Genomic DNA, 16,424 nt, shown 5'->3' on the forward strand with positions numbered 1-16,424 from the left:
TTTCCCTGCTTGACTGTCGCCGGCGAAGTGATCTACCCCCATTCGGGCAAGTGATCCGTCCACGGGAAACGCCTCGCCGCCGATGATCGATAACCTGGCGAGAGCCGGCCGGGCAGGTGCGGCGCGAGGCGGAGGGGGCCGGGTGGTCTACGCGGTCGTGGTGGCGTGGCTGGTCGTCGCCGCGATCGTGGTGCTGACCTGGAACCGTCTCGACACCGACCGTGGCTGGCGCGGCTTCGTCCTCACGCTCACCCTCGGCCTGTCCCTGCTGCACCAGCTGCTGTTCGCCACCGTGACCGAGGATGCGCTCGTCACGTTCCGGTACGCGCAGAACATCGCCGACGGCAACGGCCCGGTCTTCAACCCCGGCGAACGCGTCGAGGGGTACACGAACTTCCTCTGGCTGGTGCTGGTCGCCCTCCCGCGCGCTGCGTTCGGCGCCGACGTCCGCACCGCGGCCGTGGTGTTCGGGGTCCTCGCCGCACTCGGCTGCGTGCTCCTCTCCTGCTTCCTGGTCAACCGGGTCGTCGCCGCGGCCGCACCGCGCGGCGCCGAGCCGCGTCCCGCGATCGGAGTGGCCGCCGCGGTGCTCACCGCGAGCGCCGGCGGCCTGGCCGTCTACGGGGCGTCGGGCTCCGAAGTCCCGCTGTTCGTGCTGCTCGTCCTCGCCGTCGGCTACTCGCTTGCCGCGCGCCGCCCGGTGGTCGCCGGGGTGCTCGTCGCCTTCGCCGTCATGACCAGTCCGGAAGGCCTGCTGGTCGCGGTGCTGGCCGGCCTCTGGCTGGTCGGCGCCGCGCTGAAGCGGAAGCACAGCTGGTGGGCGCCGGTGGGGTACGCGCTGGGCGCACTGGTTTTCCTGATCCCCCGGCTGGCTTGGCGAGCCACGTTCTACCAGCACTTCCTCCCCGCGCCGCTGGCCGCGAAGCTCGGCGGCTCGCTCAGCTCGAACCTCGCCGCCGGCTGGCCGTATCTGTCCGGGTTCGCCTTGGCGCACCAGGGTTTCCTGCTGCTCGGCCTGGTCGCCGCGGTCGCGCTGCTGCTGCGTCGCACCCGGGTCCGGGGCGATGCCACGGTTGTCCCAGCGACCGAGGCCGGTGCCCTGCTCTGGCTGCTGTTCGCGCTGGCCGTGGGGCTGGCCGCGGCCGCGGTGCTGATGGGTGGCGACCCCGGTCCGTCGTGGCGGTTGCTGGCCCCGGTGCCGCCGCTGCTGGCCGTGGCCGCCGCGGGGGTCTACGGCGTGCTCACCGTGGAGGCCGCCGGGAAGCCGTCGCCGCGGCCGAAGCCGTGGCCCGTCGCGACGCGGCTGGTCCCGGTGACCGCCTGCGGACTGGCCGGCATCGCGGTCCTCGTCTCGGTGTTCAGCCCCGAGATGCTCGACCGCGTGCGCGACTGGCACTCGTACGGCACCGAGCTCGTCGAGATCGGCGGCTGGCTCGGCGACTACCTGCCGCCCGGGTCGGTGGTCAGCGCCGCCGCTCCCGGGGCACTGGCCGAGCAGGGCGGCCAGCTGCTCATCATCGACGTTCTCGGCCGCACCGACGACCACATCGCCCGCGAAGGGCAGCACGACGGCGGCGTCGCGACCGACTACGACTACGTCGTCAACGGCCGCCGCCCGACCGTCGCCGTGCCCGCGGACGGTGGCTACGCCGACCGTCAGCACTGCGTGATCGACCCGGTGTACGCGGGCAAGTACGAAGTCGCGACGTTCCGCCGCGTCGGCACGCCGTACTGGGTCTCCGTGTACCCGCGGGCGGAACAGGCGAAATCCCTGGTCGCCGACCTCGACAAGGGCCCGGACTTCCGCTACGTACCCTGTCCCACGTGAAGCTCGAGGCCCCGGAACGGCAGCTCGGCGCGCAGGCGCGGCTCGGGATGGGGGTGTTCGGGACGGCGCTCGCCCTGCTCGCGGTGCGGTTCCTGGTGCCGAGGCCGATCGCGATGTCGAACAACGGCGACGGCGCCCGGGTGCTGTGCGGTGCGGGGATCACCTGGCACGGCGGGCCCGAGCCGTTCGTCCACCTGGCGTACACCGCCGAGCCCGGCGCGACGCCGTGCCGGCCGACGTACCTGCTCACGCAGAGCTGGCTCGCGGACCTCGCCGTCCGGATCGGCAGGCTGATCGGTCTCCACACGACGCTGAGCCTCGTCGTGCTGGGCCTGCTGAGCAGCGTCATCGCGGCGGCGGCGATCACCGCGATCGTGCTCGGCCTGCCGTACCGGCCCCGGGTTCGGTGGGCCGTGGCGGCCGGGCTCCTGCTGGTCGTCGCGGACTCGGCGTTCTTCGGGTACTTCGCCGCCGTGCTCGGTGAAGGCGCGGCCTTCCTGGGCGTGCTGCTCGCCGTCGGCGGCCTGCTCCTGACCGCCCGGGAGGGCCGGTGGAGCTACGCCGGCCTGGCCGTGACGTTCGCGGGTGGCGTCCTGGTGGTCAACGCCAAGGTCCAGACGCTGACCATTCTGCCGATCCTCGCGCTCGCGATCCTGTTCGTCCGGCCCGGCACCCTGCGCGGCGCCCGGCGGTGGGCCGCAGCGGCGCTCGTCATCGGCGCCACCGGGGCGGTCACGCTCTACGCGCAACAGAGCGTCGAACCGGCCGTCGCCCCGGACGGCACCCTCGCCGCGCGGCCCGGCGACGACTCGCGCGAGATCAACGCCTTCAACTCGATCTTCCTGAACATCGTCGACGGACGGCACGACACGCAGGCCGACCTGGCCGAGCTCGGGCTGCCGCCGTCGTTCGCGCAGTACGCGGGCAACGGCTGGTGGCACCCGCACCCGGCGACGATGGACCCGCGTTACCCGCAGTACCGCGACCGGGTCAGCCGCCGGAACGTCGTGACGTACTTCGCGACCCACCCCGGCCGGACCCTCGAAGTGCTCGACCGCGCCGCGACCGACCAGCTCACGGCGCGGCCGGACTACCTCGGCAGCTTCGACCGGAGCGCCGGGTTCGCGCCGCACGCGCAGGAGTACCGGGTGCCGGTCGTATCGGGGCTGACCGGCCTGATCGCCCCGCTCGGGCTGTTCGCGCTGGTGCCGATCTGGCTGTTCGTGCTGGTCAGCGCCTGGGTGCGGCGGCGGACCGCGCTCGGCGTCGCGCTGGCGTTCCTGTTCGCCGTCTCGGTGACGCAGTTCGGCACCGCGGCTTTGGGCGACGGCATCGAGGGCATCAAGCACCAGTCCGTCGCGCTGTTCACGCTCCTGGTGGCCCTCGCGTTGTGTTCTTCCCCGCTGAACGGCCGTTCCGAACCTACGGTCCCGTAACCTTGCCGGATGGCTGACCTGGTGTACCCGCCCGTGATCGCGGCGGCCCGGACGATGTTCCGGGTACTCGACAACCGCATCCGGATCGAGGGTGCGGAGCACATCCCGCGCCGTGGCGGCGCGGTCATCGCGTGCAACCACGTGAGCTACCTCGACTTCATCTTCTGCGGGCTCGGCGCCCGCCCGGCCAAGCGGCTGACGCGGTTCATGGCGAAGAAGGAGATCTTCGACAACCGCATCGCCGGGCCGCTGATGCGGGGGATGCACCACATCCCCGTCGACCGCTCCGCCGGGCTGGCGTCGTACCGCACGGCGCTCGAAAAGCTGCAGGCCGGCGAGGTGGTCGGCGTCTTCCCCGAAGCCACCATCAGCCGGTCGTTCACCGTCAAGGAGATCAAGTCGGGCGCCGTTCGGATGGCCGCGGCGGCCGACGTCCCGGTCGTGCCGATGGCGCTGTGGGGCACGCAACGGCTCTGGACCAAGGGCCGGCCTAAGGACCTGACCCGGCGGCACGTGCCGGTCTCGATCCTCATCGGCGAGCCGATGCACCCGGCGAAGGGTGACGACTGGGACGTCGTGACGAAGGAGCTGCGCACCCGGATGAGCGCGCTGCTCGAGCGTGCCCAGGCCGAGTACCCGGATCGGCCCGCGTCCGACGAGGACCGCTGGTGGCTGCCCGCGCACCTCGGCGGCACGGCGCCGACCCCGGCCGAAGCGGCCGAGCTCGACCGGCTGTGACATCCGGGGCTCCGCCACCCGGACCCCCGCAAGACGGCTAGAACCAGCGCTCGAGGACCTGCGCGACACCGTCCTCGCCGGCGGGGCCGGTCACCTCGTCGGCCACGGACAGGACCGCCGGGTGCCCGTTCTGCATCGCGACGCCGTGGCCGGCCCAGCGGAGCATCTCGACGTCGTTGGGCATGTCGCCGAAGGCGATCACCTGCGCCTGCTCGACGCCCAGCCGCTCGGCGACGTCGGCGAGACCGGTCGCCTTGGTGATGCCGTGCGCGGACAGCTCGACCAGGCCGCCGGACGACGAGTACGTCACGTCGACGTCCCGGTCGAACAGCGCGTTCACCGCGTCCGCCATTTCCGCGGAGGCCATGCCGCGGTGGCTGACCAGCAGCTTGATCGCGGGGTGCCCGAGGACCTCGGCCCGCGGCCCGGTGCGGCCCTCGCCGTCGCCCCACGGGTTGTGGTAGTCCGGCTCGATCACGAAGTTGCGCATGTCGTGGTCCACCGCGCCGGTGCTGACGCGCTCGGTCGCCAGCCGGCAGCCCGGCAGCGCCTTGTCGAGCGCGTGCGCGATGTCGTGCAGCAGCATGGGCTGGAGCAGGCCGTGCACCTCGACGATCTCTTCGCGGGCGCAGTCGTACAGGACCGCGCCGTTCGCGCACACGGCGTACCCGGTGAGCTCGAGGGGTTTCGCGATCGGGGCGATCCAGCGCGGCGGGCGGCCGCTGGCCAGGACGAACGGCACCCCCGCCTCGATCACCCGGCGGACGGTCGCGATCGTGCGGCCGGTGAGGGATTCGGAGGGGCCGAGCAGGGTGCCGTCGACATCGGACGCGATCAACTGGGGTCTCTCCACCCGGCCATTGTCCCTGACCCGTCCGGGCGAAGGCTTGCCCGTCCGTGCGACAGTCGGCGGCGACCCTCCGCCTTCCTCCCCTCCACCACCCTCAATGGAGAAGCTTCGCTTCACTGCTACGGTCCGGAACTGTGCGAGCTGGCATCGTCATTCTCCCGGAAGATCGTTGGTGGGCCGCCGAGCCGAAGTGGCGTGCCGCCGAGGAGTACGGCTTCGACCACGCCTGGACCTACGACCACCTGGGCTGGCGCCACCTGGTCGACGGCCCGTGGTTCTCGGCGATCCCGACCCTGACCGCGGCGGCGATGGTCACGTCCCGCATCCGGCTGGGCACCTTCGTGGCGTCCCCGGTCGCCCGGCACCCCGTGCCGTTCATGCGCGAGCTGAACACCCTCGACGACGTCTCGGACGGCCGGCTCGTCCTCGGCGTCGGCGCGGGCGTCGACCACCAGCACTACGACGGCGCGGTGCTCGACGCCCCCGAGCTCACGCCGAAGGAGCGCGCGGACCGCTTCACCGAGTTCGTCGAGGCGCTCGACGGGCTGCTCATGACCGACAAGTTCGACTTCGCGGGCGAGTACTACCGGGCTCGCGGGGCCCGCAACCTGCCGGGCCCGGTGCAGCGGCCGCGGCTGCCGTTCGTCGTCGCGGCGAACGGCCCGCGCACGATGACCCTCGCCGCGCGCTTCGGCGCCGGCTGGGTGACGACCGGCAAGGGCGGCGACACGGCCGACGAGTGGTGGCGCGGCGTGGCGGACCTGTGCACGGTCTTCGACCGGCGGCTGGACGCGGTGGGCCGCGAGCGGGCGAGCATCCAGCGGCACCTCAGCCTGGACGCGTCCCCGGTGTTCTCGCTGAGCAGCGTGGAGGCGTTCCGCGACGCCGTGGGCCGCGCGGGGGAACTGGGCTTCACCGACGTGATCTCGCACTGGCCGCGGTCGTCGTCGCCGTATGAGGGGCGCGAAGCCGTCCTGGAGCAGGTCGCGAGCGACGTCCTGCCGGAGCTGCGCTAGTCCGAACGGGTGAGATCCGGGGCGCCGGGAAACCAATTGCCGGTGCTGAGGCGTCGGTACTTGCAGACGATCCGGATCACCCCGGGGGTGCGGGGGCCCTCGTGGCCGCGGAGGGGCGCCGCGGCCACGAGGGCGTTCTACTTCGTGATCCGGTAGATCACCGCACCCGGGTTCCGGTACACGACGTCCAGGAAGTCGTGCCCGTCCAGGTGCTGCAGGCCCCACGCGATGGGCGTGTCCCGCCGGATGGTGCCGCTGCCCACCAGGACGTAGTGGATGTTCAGGCGCCTGGTGGCCGCGCGCACCTCGGGGTCGCTGTCGTAGTCGGCGAAGTGCTGGGCGAGGTAGAGCGCGTCCGGGGGAGCCACGCCCGCGTCGTAGTGGCCGGCCACCGGGTGCACGCCGGTGAGGGCGTACATCCAGGCCGTGCCGTCGAGCCGGTCGTTGAGCACCTTCTGGTCGGCGGGGATCCCGAGCGTGCCGAGCCGCTCCATCGCGTCGATCTCGTCCGCGCTCACCGGCGGGACCACTTCGCCGGGCAGGCCGTTGTAGTACAGCAGCGACACCGTCTTGGCGTTGGCCGCGCGGTAGAACCCGCCGGTGAGCACGCCCATAGCCACGACCAGCAGCACCGCCGACACCAGCCCGACCCGGCCGGTCAGCCCCGGCCGCGCCCGCACCCACGCGCGTCCGCTCGCAAGCTTCGCCACCCACCGCTGGGTCTCGCTCATCCCGTGCGCGGCGAGCAGGCACAGCGGGATCGAGGCGAGCGCCATCAGCCGGAACCGGTCGTTCCACCAGGGCCGCGACAGGCTGATCACCCAGTCTTCCCCGCCGAAGCACGCGACGACCACGAACAACGCCGACAGCCCGAGTGCCGAGAGCACCAGCCAGCGCATCCGCCGCAGCGCGACGAGCGTCAGCACGCCGATGGCGAGGAACACCGTCAGCCAGATCTGCGGCACCGGCAGCACCTGCTTGAACGTCGCCAGCATCGCCAGCGCCTTCCACACCGGCATGTGCGAGCCCCAGGCGTGGTACGGGTACGAGCCGGACGTGAAGCCGATCGCGCCGAGGATCATCGGCGCCCCCAGCAGCCCGGCCGCCACCATCACCGGCAGCATCCGCAGGACGTCGCCGCCGAGCACCCGCCAGGCGCGCTTGCCCGCGGCGACGCCGTCGACGCGGCGCCCCCGCACGGCGCGGTACCAGCGCTGCACGACCAGGGGGAACGCGAACAGGATCGCCCCGAACAGCGCGCTCGAGTGCGCGGCGAGCAGGCCGGTCGCGCTCAGCGCCAGCACCGCGCCGGTGTCGACCCCCGGCCGCACCACGAACCGCTGCAGCGCGATCACCGCCAGCGGGGTCAGCACGATGCCGAGCGCGAACGGCAGCAGTCCGCTCGACACCGATTCGTAGGCCCCCGTCGTCGCGCCGCCCGCGACCAGCGCGGCGCTGCCGGCGAACACCGCACGGCCGCCCAGCTGGCGCACCAGCGCGGCCATGGCCAGCGCGAACAGCCCGGCGATGGGCATCGTGATCGCGTTCAGCGTGACCGGTATCGACGTGCCGGACAGCTGGTAGACCAGTGCGCCGGCCAGGTGGTAGGCGTTCGGGTAGAACGAGCCGTCCGGGTACCAGTTGATGGTGCCCATGCCGGTGAGGGAGCCGTCCCCGGTCTCGGCGATGTAGCGGATGCCGTTCGCGTGGAAGACGGTGTCCCAGCGCTGGAACACCGCGGTCGTCCCGCCGCGGCCGGTGATCACGACGGCGATCGACACGGCCACGGCGATCGCGACGCAGGACGCGACGGCCAGGTGCGCCCGCCGCGTCCACGGCACCGCCGGCTCCTCGGCCCCCGGTGTCATCCAGCCGCGGGTGACCGCCAGCCGGCGCAGGCCGGACAGCGCGGCGGCGAGGAGCAGGGTGCAGGCGGCGACGCTGAGCGGGCCGTACGGCACGTGCGCGATGGCCAGCCACGGCCCGGCCAGGCCGGTGATGGCGTAGCTGAGCAGCGGCGCGAGCCCGGCCAGGGCCCAGCCGCGCAGGCCGGCGGCCCACCCGACGACCCCGCCGGGGACCGCCAGCACGGCCACGTAAGTGGCCACCGCGGCGAAGTAGCTCCAGAAGTCCTCGGGTGCAGGCACTGCTTTCCAGGTGTGTCGTAGGCCGAAATGTGATAGTCGGGTGCGAGCCGGGTCAGCGACCCCCGTACCCTCGACGCCCGTGAGCGCGCACACGAACCCCGCCAAGATTACTGAAGCCGATTTCGCAGGTTACGACCTCGTCATCGTCGGGTCCGGTTTCTTCGGCCTGACCGTCGCCGAACGGGCCGCGGCCGAGCTGGGCAAGAAGGTCCTCATCCTCGAACGGCGCAGCCACCTCGGCGGCAACGCGTACTCGGAGCCCGACCCGGAGACCGGGATCGAGGTGCACAAGTACGGGGCGCACCTGTTCCACACCTCGAACAAGCGCGTGTGGGAGTACGTGAACCGGTTCACCGAGTTCACGAACTACCAGCACCGGGTGTTCGCCAAGGTCAAGGACCAGGTCTACTCGTTCCCGATGAACCTGGCCCTGATCAACCAGTTCTTCGGCAAGTCGCACACGCCGGACGAGGCCCGCGAGCTCATCGCCAAGCAGTCGTCCGAGTTCGAGACCGACGCCGCGCAGAACCTCGAGGAGAAGGCCATCTCGCTGGTCGGCCGTCCCCTCTACGAAGCCTTCATCCGCGGGTACACCGCGAAGCAGTGGGAGAACGACCCCAAGAACCTCGGCGCCAACATCATCACGCGCCTGCCGGTTCGCTACACGTTCGACAACCGGTACTTCAACGACACCTACGAGGGCCTGCCCGTCAACGGGTACACCGCGTGGCTCGAGAATATGGCCGAGCACGAGAACATCGACATCCGGCTGAACGTCGACTACTTCGACGTGCGCGAGCACATCCCGGCGGGCACCCCGACCGTCTACACCGGGCCGCTGGACCGCTACTTCGGCTACTCGGCGGGCCGGTTCACCTGGCGCACCGTCGACTTCGAGTCCGAGGTCGCCGAGACCGGTGACTTCCAGGGCACCTCGGTCGTCAACTACAACGACCAGGAAGTCCCGTACACCCGCATCATCGAGTTCCGGCACTTCCACCCGGAGCGGGACTACCCCAAGGACAAGACGGTCATCTTCCGCGAGTTCTCCCGCTTCGCGAACGAGGACGACGAGCCGTACTACCCGATCAACACGCCGGAAAACCGCGAGAAGCTCGAGGCCTACCGCGAGCTGGCCAAGACCGAGGCGCGCGAGCGGAACGTCCTGTTCGGCGGCCGGCTGGGCACGTACAAGTACCTCGACATGCACATGGCCATCGGCTCGGCGCTGTCGGCGTTCGACAACAAGATCGCCCCGCACCTGACCGACGGCGCGCCGCTCGACGGGTCCCTCGATGCTTGAGAAGGGGCAGCCCACCGGAGAGGTGGCGGTCCTGGCCAAGGCCCAGGGCTTTCTGAAGAGTGAAGTTTCGGTGAAAGCCGCGCGCGGGCTTTCGCACTTCGGCGAGCACAGCGCCGGGTGGTTCGCCCTCGGCCTGATCGGGGCTGCGGTCGACAAGAAGCGCCGCAAGGACTGGCTGGTCGCCTCGGTCGGCGTCGTCGGCGCCCACGCCGCGTCGATCGCGGTGAAACGCGTGGTCAGGCGCCCCCGACCGGACCACCCGAGCGTCGAGGTACTGGTCGGCACGCCGAGCAAGCTGAGCTTCCCGTCGTCGCACGCGACGTCCACGACGGCGGCGGCGGTGCTCTACTCCGGATTGACCGGGCGTAACCTGGTGCCCGCCCTGGTACCGCCGATGCTCGCCTCGCGGCTCGTGCTCGGCGTTCACTATCCGACAGACGTCCTGGCCGGTGCGGCCCTCGGGGGACTCGTCGGCGGATTGATTCGACGGAAGCTGAAGAAGAACCCATGAGCGAAACGACCGAGCGCAACAGCGATGAAGCGGCCGTGACTCCTGAGGCGCCGGAGACCCCGGTGACTGTGCAGTCTTCGGAGCCGACGACGGCGGCAGCCGGGCGGTTCGGCCTGGTCGGCGGCGTCATCAAGACGGCGCGGCCGCGCCAGTGGGTGAAGAACGTCCTGGTCTTCGCGGCCCCGTTCTTCGCGTTCTCGAAGTCGACCGACCGCACCGGTCTCCTGATCGACGCGATCATCGCCTTCGTGGCTTTCTCGCTGACGGCGAGCTCGGTCTACCTCATCAACGACGCCATCGACGTCGAGGCCGACCGCGCCCACCCGACCAAGCGGAACCGGCCGATCGCGGCCGGGATCGTGCCGGTCCCCGTCGCGTACGGGGCCGCGGTCGTGTTCTTCCTGGCCGGTCTCGGCGTGTCGTTCACGGCGAGCTGGCAGCTCGCCGTGGTGCTGGGGGTCTACGAGGCCGTCCAGCTCGGCTACTGCTTCGGCCTCAAGCACCAGCCCGTGGTCGACCTGGCCATCGTCGGCTCGGGCTTCCTGATGCGGTCCATCGCCGGTGGTGTGGCGGGCGGCATCGCGCTTTCGCAGTGGTTCCTGCTGGTCACGGCGTTCGGTTCGCTGTTCATGGTGGCCGGGAAGCGCTACGCGGAGATCATGCTGTTCGAGCGCACCGGCGCGAAGATCCGGTCGTCGCTGAAGAAGTACTCGGCCAGCTACCTGCGGTTCGTCTGGGCGACGTCGGCGGCGATCCTGATCATGTCCTACTGCCTGTGGGCGTTCGAGATCCGCCAGACCGAGCACAACTCGGTGTGGGCGCTCATCTCGATGGTGCCGTTCCTGGTGGCGGTGCTGCGCTACGCGGTCGACGTCGACGGCGGTATCGCGGGCGAGCCCGAGGAGATCGCGCTCAAGGACCGCATCCTGCAGGTCCTCGGCGCCTCCTGGGTGGTCACGCTGTTCCTGGCGTTCTACCTGTGATCCACGGCCGGGTTCATGGCGGATCGACAGGTTCGCTTCAGCCGGCACACAGCTGAGCGGCGCACGCTGAGGTGGTGGGGGCGGGCACTGCGCCCGTCCCCGTGACCACAGGAGTGACGACGATGAACGACCAGCCGCGCGAGGAGAAGGCCCCGGAGCGGGCCGACCAACCCACGGTCGAGCAACCCACCGCGGCCGACCAGCCGACGGCCGTGCACGGCACGCCGGCCGCGGCGCCAACCGAGCCCCCTGCAGCGCCTGAGGCGGCCCAGGACCAACCCGCGGCGCCCGGCCAGGCGGCTTCGGCCGCCCCGGCTGCCGCTCACGGCCAGCAGCCCGCTGCCGCGCAGGTTCCAGGCGGGACCGCCGAGCAACCCAGTCCCGCGGACGCGCAGGCTCCGGCCGGGACGGCGGACCAGACCGCCGTGCACGGCCAGCAGCCCCCGCCCGGGCCGCCCACTCCGCAGCTCTCCCAGCCCGGCCCCGCCCAGACCTACGCCGCGTGGGGCCCGCCGCAGGCGGCCCCTCGGCAGTCCGGCGGCTTCCGGCGGTTCGTCGGGCACCGCGCCACCCAGCTGGTCGGCGTCGGCCTGCTCGGGGTCCTGCTCGGCGGCGGCATCGTCGGCGGCATCGCGGCGGCGAGCCACCACGGTCCCGGTGGCGGCCGCCCCGGCATCCACCGCCAGCACAACGGCCCGAACAACGGCCCGAACAACGGCCCGAACAACGGCCCGAACAACGGCCCGAACGGCGGCCAGGGCTTCGACGGCCGCGGTCCCGGCTTCGGCGGCCGTGGCAACGCGGGCTCCGGCTCCGGGGACGGCATCTGACCCGGAACTGTGGGCTGGGCCACCCCCGCCCGGTTGAGATCACGAAAGCATCACGGGCGGGGTACGGTGGCTCCGATGCGAAGCGCCTCCGCAGAACTCCCCCAAGCCGTCCGTGCGCTGCCGCCGGCCATCCCCGTCGCCCGGTCGTGGGCCCTGCCGACCGGGGCCGCGGCCGCCTCCGCGCTGGTGTTCGCCCTGGTCAGCAGCCATCTCATCGATGACACCTACATCACGCTGTCCTACGCGAAGAACCTCGCCTTCCACGGACACTGGGGCCTGATCGAGCAGGGGACGGCGAACACCGCGACGTCCCCGCTGAACGTCCTGGCCCTCGGCGCGGTCACGTTCGTGGTGCGCGACGCGGTGCTCGCCGCCGGGGTCGTGTTCGTCGCGGCGCAGGTGATGCTGGTGCTGGGCCTGCGCCGCCTGGGCGAGCGCACCGGGCTGCCATCGGCGTTCGCGCCGCTGACGTTCGCGTTGCTGCTGGTCAACCCGCTGCTGCTGTCCTCGATCGGGCTGGAGGTGGCGCTCGGCGCCACCGGCGTCGTCTGGACGCTGGTCTATGCGGGCGAGCGGCGGCCGGAACGGCTCGGCGTCGTGGTCGGGCTGCTCGCACTCGTCCGGCTCGACCTGCTGCTGATCGCCGCGGTGCTGTTCCTGGCCCGCCGCGAGTTCTGGACCGGCATCTGGCGGACGGCGTTCGCGGCGCTCGCGGTGACGCTGCCCTGGTTCGGGTTCAGCTGGGTGGTGCTCGGCTCGGCCGTGCCGGACACGCTCGTCATCAAGATCAGCCAGCAGTCGTGGGGACCGTTCAGCTTCACCAACGGCCCGCTGCTCTACTGGCGCAACTTCCCGGCCGCGGCCACGCTGTCGTTCCTGCCGCTGGTGCTCGCGGGCCTGGCCGGGGTGGCCTGGATCGTCCAGTACCGCCGCGGCTCCGAGACCGCCCGCCGCCTGACGCCGTTCGCGGCGCTCGCCGTCGCGGGCGCCCTGCACTACCTGGCCTACAGCCGGCTGGGCGTGCCGCCCTACCACTGGTACTACGCGCCGAGCATCATCGGCGCGACGATCTTCCTCGCCGCCTGCGCGTCGGCGGTCCCGGAGCGGGTGCGGCGCGGGACGTGGACGCTGGCCGGGCTGGCGCTCGCGGCGAGCGTCGCCGTGTACGCGCTGCCGGGCATGCCCCGCCAGTTCGCGCCGATCACGAGCAACCACGCGTCGACGACGGAGTACCGCGAGATCGGCCAGGAGCTCGCGGCGATCGCGCACGGCCGCAAGGTCGAGACGGCGGGCGAGGTCGGCGCGCTGGCGTACGCGTGCGACTGCGAACTGGTCGACGAGTTCTCCGACCGCGGCGCGGTCGACCCGGCGATCACCGAGACCAAGCGCCGCAGCGACGACCTCGGCCGGGCGTTGCTCGAAGCCAACTTCCACAACTTCGACCACAGCGTGGCGCCGATCAGCCCGGACCTCGTCCTGGCGACGACCCGCCGCGAGCCGCCGCCGTCGGCGCTGGCGAGCTGGCACATCGACTCGCCGTGGATGGGCAGCCAGAACCTCTACCTGATGCCCGCCCACGCCGCCGGCGGCTGAGCTGGTCTGTCCACAGGCACCCGCCAATGTGGACAGCTGCCGCGCTGGGCGCCTTTCCGGCGGATTCCGTCGCCCCTCGCCGATAGACTGGACTTGGGCACGCCCCCCAAGGGAGGGCGGGGGAGTTCCGGCCGATGTCCAGCCGCACTCCGTGAGCTCAGATCGGGAGCTTGCGGAAGATCGGCCGCGGGACGTGCCGCAGCGCCGACATCACCAGGCGGAACGGGGCGGGCGCCCACACCAGGTCCTTGCCCGCGCGGGCCGCGCCGACGGCGATCTCCGCCACCTGCTCGGCCGTCTGCGCCAGGGGAGCGTCCTTCAGGCCTTCGGTCATCTTCGTCTTGACGTGCCCCGGACGGACGACCGTCACCTTCACCCCGAAAGGCGCGAGAGCCTCACCCAGGCCCAGGTAGAAGCCGTCGAAGCCGGCCTTGGTCGAGCCGTAGACGAAGTTGGACCGCCGGACGCGCTCGCCGGCCACCGACGACAGCGCGATCACCGTGCCGTGGCCCTGGACCTTGAGCTTCTCCGACAGCGCGACGCCGACCGACACCGCGGCGGTGTAGTTCACCGTCGCCAGCTCCACGGCCTTGGCGTGGTCCTGCCAGACCTCTTCCGGGTCGCCGAGCAGGCCGAACGCCACGACCGCGACGTCGACGTCGCCGCCCTCGAACGCCTTGTCCAGCACGCCGGGGTGCGCCGCCGTGTCCTTGGCGTCGAAGTCCACGGTGGCCACCTCGGCGCCCTTGTCCTTCAGGCGCTGTGCGGCCGCGTCGAGCCGCGGCGACGGCCGGGCGGCCAGCACGACCCGCAGCGGCTTCTCGGCCAGGTACTTCTCGGCGATCGCCAGCGCGATGTCGGACGTGCCGCCGAGCAGGAGCAGGGATTGGGGGTTGCCCACCGCGTCGATCACAGTTCGAGCCTCCGGCTCATATCAGAGGCGAAAACGCCTTCGGGGTCGATGGAAGCGCGGACCTTGCGCCATTCTTCGAGCCGCGGGTACATCTTCGCGAACGTCTCGGGCGACGTGCGCGAGTCCTTCGCGGTGTACAGCCGCCCGCCCAGCGCCAGGACGTCTTCGTCGAGCTCCTGGCAGAACCGGCTCAGGCCGTCCTTGATCGGGAAGTCGACGCAGATCATCCAGCCGGGGTGCGGGAACGACAGCGGCGCCGCGTTGCCCGCCCCCATCCGCTTGAAGACGTTGAGGAAGGACACGTGCCCCGACTCGGCGATCTTCTTGACGATCTTCCGCAGCGGCTCGTGCGCGTTCAGCGGCGTCGAGAACTGGTACTGCAGGAAACCCTTCGAGCCGTAGGCGCGGTTCCACTCGCCGAACATGTCCAGCGGGTGGTAGAAGGCCGTCAGGTTCTGGATGACGCCGCGGGCTTCCTTCGGCGTCTTCCGGTAGTACAGCTCGCCGATCGCGCCGAAGGTCAGCTTGTTCGCCAGGCCGTTCGGGAAGGCGTCCGGCAGCGTCACGAGCTGCGGGGCGTCGAACTTGAGCGGGTTCGCGCGCAGCTTCGGCGGCAGCTCGTCGAGCTTGGCCAGCGAGCCGCGGCCGAAGGCGGCGCGGCCCAGCTTCGCACCGGTGGAGATCGTGTCGAACCACGCCGACGAGTACGTGTAGTTGTCGTCGGAGCCGTTGCTGACCAGTTCGAGCGTCTCGTCGACGTTGTTCGTGCGCTCGTTGTCCGCGATGAAGTACGCGGTCTCGGTCTTGGTCATCCGGATGGTCGCCCGGACGATGATCCCGGTCAGGCCGATGCCCGCCACGGTCGCCCAGAACAGCTCGGCGTCCGGGCCCTCCGGCGTCAGCGTGCGGATCTGCCCGTCGGCGGTGATCAGGTCCATCGACACGACGTGGTTGCCGAAGCTGCCCGCGCTGTGGTGGTTCTTGCCGTGGATGTCGTTGGCGATCGCGCCGCCGATGGTCACCTGGCGCGTGCCCGGCAGCACCGGGACCCACAGGCCGTACGGCAGCGCCTCGCGCATCAGCTGGTCCAGGCTCACCCCGGCGTCGACGACGACGAGCGCGGAATCCGGGTCGATCGAGTGGATCCGGTTCAGCGCCGTCATGTCGACCACGAGGCCGCCCGCGTTCTGCGCGGGGTCGCCGTAGGAGCGGCCGAGGCCGCGGGCGATGACGCCGCGCGCACCGGCCTGGGCCACGGCGCGGGCGATCACCTCGACATCCGAGGTGGTCAGCACGTCGGCGATGGTCGGTGAAGTCCGCGCCCAGCCCATGAGCGTGCGACGCTGTGTCTCGGGTCCTTGGGTCACCCGACCAGGGTAGCCACGCCGAACGACGCCCGGAACGTGACCCTGAAGTGCCCGCTTCTACACTTTGCGCATCAAGGCACAAGCGCCCGCGCGGGTGACCGTGACACAGGTGACGAGGTAATGCAGTGGTGGCGACCGATCCGCAAGCCGAGGTAACGGCTGCACAGTCCTCCCCAGGACTGCTGGGCCAGCTCATCCGCTTCGCCCTGATCGGCGGCTTCTGCGCGCTGATCGACCTGGGCACGTACACGCTGCTCACCCAGGTGGCCGGGATGGCGACTTCACCGTGGGTCGACATCGCTCGCGCTATCAGTTTCATCGTGGGCACGACCACGGCGTTCTTCCTGAACCGGAAGTTCACCTTCTCCGGCGGCCGCCGCGACGGGAAAGCGCAGGTCGGCTCGTTCGTGCTGCTCTACACCGTGACGTTCTTCGTCGCGGTCGGGGTGAACCAGCTCATGCTCCAGGTGCTGCCGGAATCCGCGTGGCAGCACACGCTCTGCTGGGCCGTGTCGCAGGCCACGGCCACCGTGATCAATTTCGTGATGCTCAAGTGGGTCGTCTTCCGCGAGCCGTCGACTGAGGAGAACTGAGGAACTCAATGCCCGGTAAAACAGCAACCCCGGCGCCGACCACCCAAGCCGGCGCGGCCGCCGAGACGCGGTTCACCGAGCACACTCCGCAGGGTCGCCTCACGGCGCAGCGCGGTCTCTACGCCGGCCCGGCGCCGATCGTCAGCAAGGACCTCTACGCCGAGCTCGAGTGGGGTTCGGCCGTGCGGGATCGTGCGGTGATCACCCTCGAGCCCGCCTCCAAGGTGTCGGGCAACACGTACTTCGGGCGGTTCCCGGCCAGCTACTGGCAGCGCTGGACCACGGTGACCGAAGTCTCGGTCGAGGCCGTCGTCAC

Annotated in this window: 14 protein-coding genes and 1 pseudogene; 11 read left to right on the forward strand and 4 right to left on the reverse strand. The window is 71.2% G+C overall.

Annotated features, from left to right (window positions below):
• Positions 1–142 precede the first annotated feature (142 nt).
• Genes AB0F15_RS35780 through AB0F15_RS35790 form a run of 3 tightly spaced genes read left to right on the forward strand, consistent with a single transcriptional unit; the run spans position 143 to position 4,002 of the window.
• Positions 143–1,828 carry a hypothetical protein gene (locus AB0F15_RS35780; RefSeq protein ID WP_360280443.1) on the forward strand — a complete coding sequence of 562 codons (1,686 nt, stop codon included), beginning with the start codon at positions 143–145 and terminating at the stop codon, positions 1,826–1,828.
• On the forward strand, positions 1,825–3,264 hold the full coding sequence (locus AB0F15_RS35785) for a hypothetical protein (RefSeq protein ID WP_360280446.1): 1,440 nt from the start codon (positions 1,825–1,827) through the stop codon (positions 3,262–3,264). Before AB0F15_RS35780 ends, AB0F15_RS35785 begins: the two co-directional genes overlap by 4 nt.
• 9 nt (positions 3,265–3,273) lie before the next feature.
• Positions 3,274–4,002 carry a lysophospholipid acyltransferase family protein gene (locus tag AB0F15_RS35790; RefSeq protein ID WP_360280449.1) on the forward strand — a complete coding sequence of 243 codons (729 nt, stop codon included), beginning with the start codon at positions 3,274–3,276 and terminating at the stop codon, positions 4,000–4,002.
• 37 nt (positions 4,003–4,039) lie between these two features.
• Here AB0F15_RS35790 and AB0F15_RS35795 read toward each other — a convergent pair whose 3' ends face one another.
• Positions 4,040–4,840, reverse strand: coding sequence for an HAD family hydrolase (locus AB0F15_RS35795; RefSeq protein ID WP_360280481.1), 801 nt, complete (start codon positions 4,838–4,840; stop codon positions 4,040–4,042).
• Positions 4,841–4,986: 146 nt separating this feature from the next.
• Between AB0F15_RS35795 and AB0F15_RS35800 the strand changes: the two genes are divergently transcribed.
• A complete protein-coding gene (locus AB0F15_RS35800; protein WP_360280452.1) occupies positions 4,987–5,868 on the forward strand; it encodes an LLM class flavin-dependent oxidoreductase in 882 nt (293 codons plus the stop codon).
• Between the two features lie 137 nt (positions 5,869–6,005).
• On the opposite strand, the gene AB0F15_RS35805 is transcribed toward AB0F15_RS35800, so the two are convergent.
• The gene (locus AB0F15_RS35805; RefSeq protein ID WP_360280455.1) at positions 6,006–8,015 is read right to left on the reverse strand and encodes a DUF6541 family protein; all 2,010 of its coding nucleotides are present in this window, start codon (positions 8,013–8,015) and stop codon (positions 6,006–6,008) included.
• A 79-nt stretch (positions 8,016–8,094) separates the two neighbouring features.
• Between AB0F15_RS35805 and glf the strand changes: the two genes are divergently transcribed.
• The 5 genes from glf to AB0F15_RS35830 all read left to right on the forward strand — a co-directional run bounded on the left by glf (position 8,095) and on the right by AB0F15_RS35830 (position 13,235).
• A complete protein-coding gene (gene glf / locus AB0F15_RS35810; protein WP_360280458.1) occupies positions 8,095–9,318 on the forward strand; it encodes a UDP-galactopyranose mutase in 1,224 nt (407 codons plus the stop codon).
• Positions 9,311–9,829, forward strand: a complete 519-nt coding sequence (locus AB0F15_RS35815; protein ID WP_360280461.1) for a phosphatase PAP2 family protein — start codon at positions 9,311–9,313, stop codon at positions 9,827–9,829. The genes glf and AB0F15_RS35815 overlap by 8 nt, the downstream gene beginning before the upstream one ends.
• Entirely contained in the window at positions 9,826–10,812 is a 987-nt protein-coding gene (locus AB0F15_RS35820) for a decaprenyl-phosphate phosphoribosyltransferase (RefSeq protein ID WP_360280464.1), read from the forward strand. The genes AB0F15_RS35815 and AB0F15_RS35820 overlap by 4 nt, the downstream gene beginning before the upstream one ends.
• A gap of 122 nt (positions 10,813–10,934) precedes the next feature.
• Positions 10,935–11,642, forward strand: a complete 708-nt coding sequence (locus AB0F15_RS35825; protein WP_360280467.1) for a hypothetical protein — start codon at positions 10,935–10,937, stop codon at positions 11,640–11,642.
• 75 nt (positions 11,643–11,717) lie between these two features.
• Positions 11,718–13,235: a hypothetical protein gene (locus tag AB0F15_RS35830; protein ID WP_360280470.1), complete on the forward strand. Its 1,518-nt coding sequence runs from the start codon at positions 11,718–11,720 to the stop codon at positions 13,233–13,235.
• 157 nt (positions 13,236–13,392) lie between these two features.
• Here the strand turns inward: AB0F15_RS35830 and AB0F15_RS35835 are convergent, their stop codons facing one another.
• Both AB0F15_RS35835 and AB0F15_RS35840 read right to left on the reverse strand, forming a co-directional pair.
• Positions 13,393–14,148: a decaprenylphospho-beta-D-erythro-pentofuranosid-2-ulose 2-reductase gene (locus AB0F15_RS35835; protein ID WP_360280473.1), complete on the reverse strand. Its 756-nt coding sequence runs from the start codon at positions 14,146–14,148 to the stop codon at positions 13,393–13,395.
• A complete protein-coding gene (locus AB0F15_RS35840) occupies positions 14,145–15,479 on the reverse strand; it encodes an FAD-binding oxidoreductase (protein ID WP_360280484.1) in 1,335 nt (444 codons plus the stop codon). The genes AB0F15_RS35835 and AB0F15_RS35840 overlap by 4 nt, the downstream gene beginning before the upstream one ends.
• Positions 15,480–15,640: 161 nt before the next feature.
• On the opposite strand from AB0F15_RS35840, the gene AB0F15_RS35845 reads away from it, so the two are divergent.
• Together AB0F15_RS35845 and AB0F15_RS35850 are read left to right on the forward strand one after the other, a co-directional pair.
• Entirely contained in the window at positions 15,641–16,108 is a 468-nt protein-coding gene (locus AB0F15_RS35845) for a GtrA family protein (protein ID WP_360280476.1), read from the forward strand.
• Positions 16,109–16,116: 8 nt separating this feature from the next.
• Positions 16,117–16,424 (forward strand): annotated as a pseudogene (locus AB0F15_RS35850) (glycosyltransferase family 2 protein); the annotation flags it as partial.

It is taken from the genome of Amycolatopsis sp. NPDC026612, from assembly GCF_040638285.1.
In the GTDB taxonomy this organism is placed as follows: domain Bacteria; phylum Actinomycetota; class Actinomycetes; order Mycobacteriales; family Pseudonocardiaceae; genus Amycolatopsis.

Excerpts from the sequence above, each read along its gene's own strand:
- AB0F15_RS35825 (WP_360280467.1), top strand. The coding sequence starts at position 10,935 with ATGAACGACCAGCCGCGCGAGGAGAAGGCCCCGGAGCGGGCCGACCAA.
- AB0F15_RS35840 (WP_360280484.1), bottom strand. The coding sequence starts at position 15,479 with ATGGGCTGGGCGCGGACTTCACCGACCATCGCCGACGTGCTGACCACC.
- AB0F15_RS35830 (WP_360280470.1), top strand. The coding sequence starts at position 11,718 with ATGCGAAGCGCCTCCGCAGAACTCCCCCAAGCCGTCCGTGCGCTGCCG.
- AB0F15_RS35815 (WP_360280461.1), top strand. The coding sequence starts at position 9,311 with ATGCTTGAGAAGGGGCAGCCCACCGGAGAGGTGGCGGTCCTGGCCAAG.
- AB0F15_RS35820 (WP_360280464.1), top strand. The coding sequence starts at position 9,826 with ATGAGCGAAACGACCGAGCGCAACAGCGATGAAGCGGCCGTGACTCCT.
- AB0F15_RS35790 (WP_360280449.1), top strand. The coding sequence starts at position 3,274 with ATGGCTGACCTGGTGTACCCGCCCGTGATCGCGGCGGCCCGGACGATG.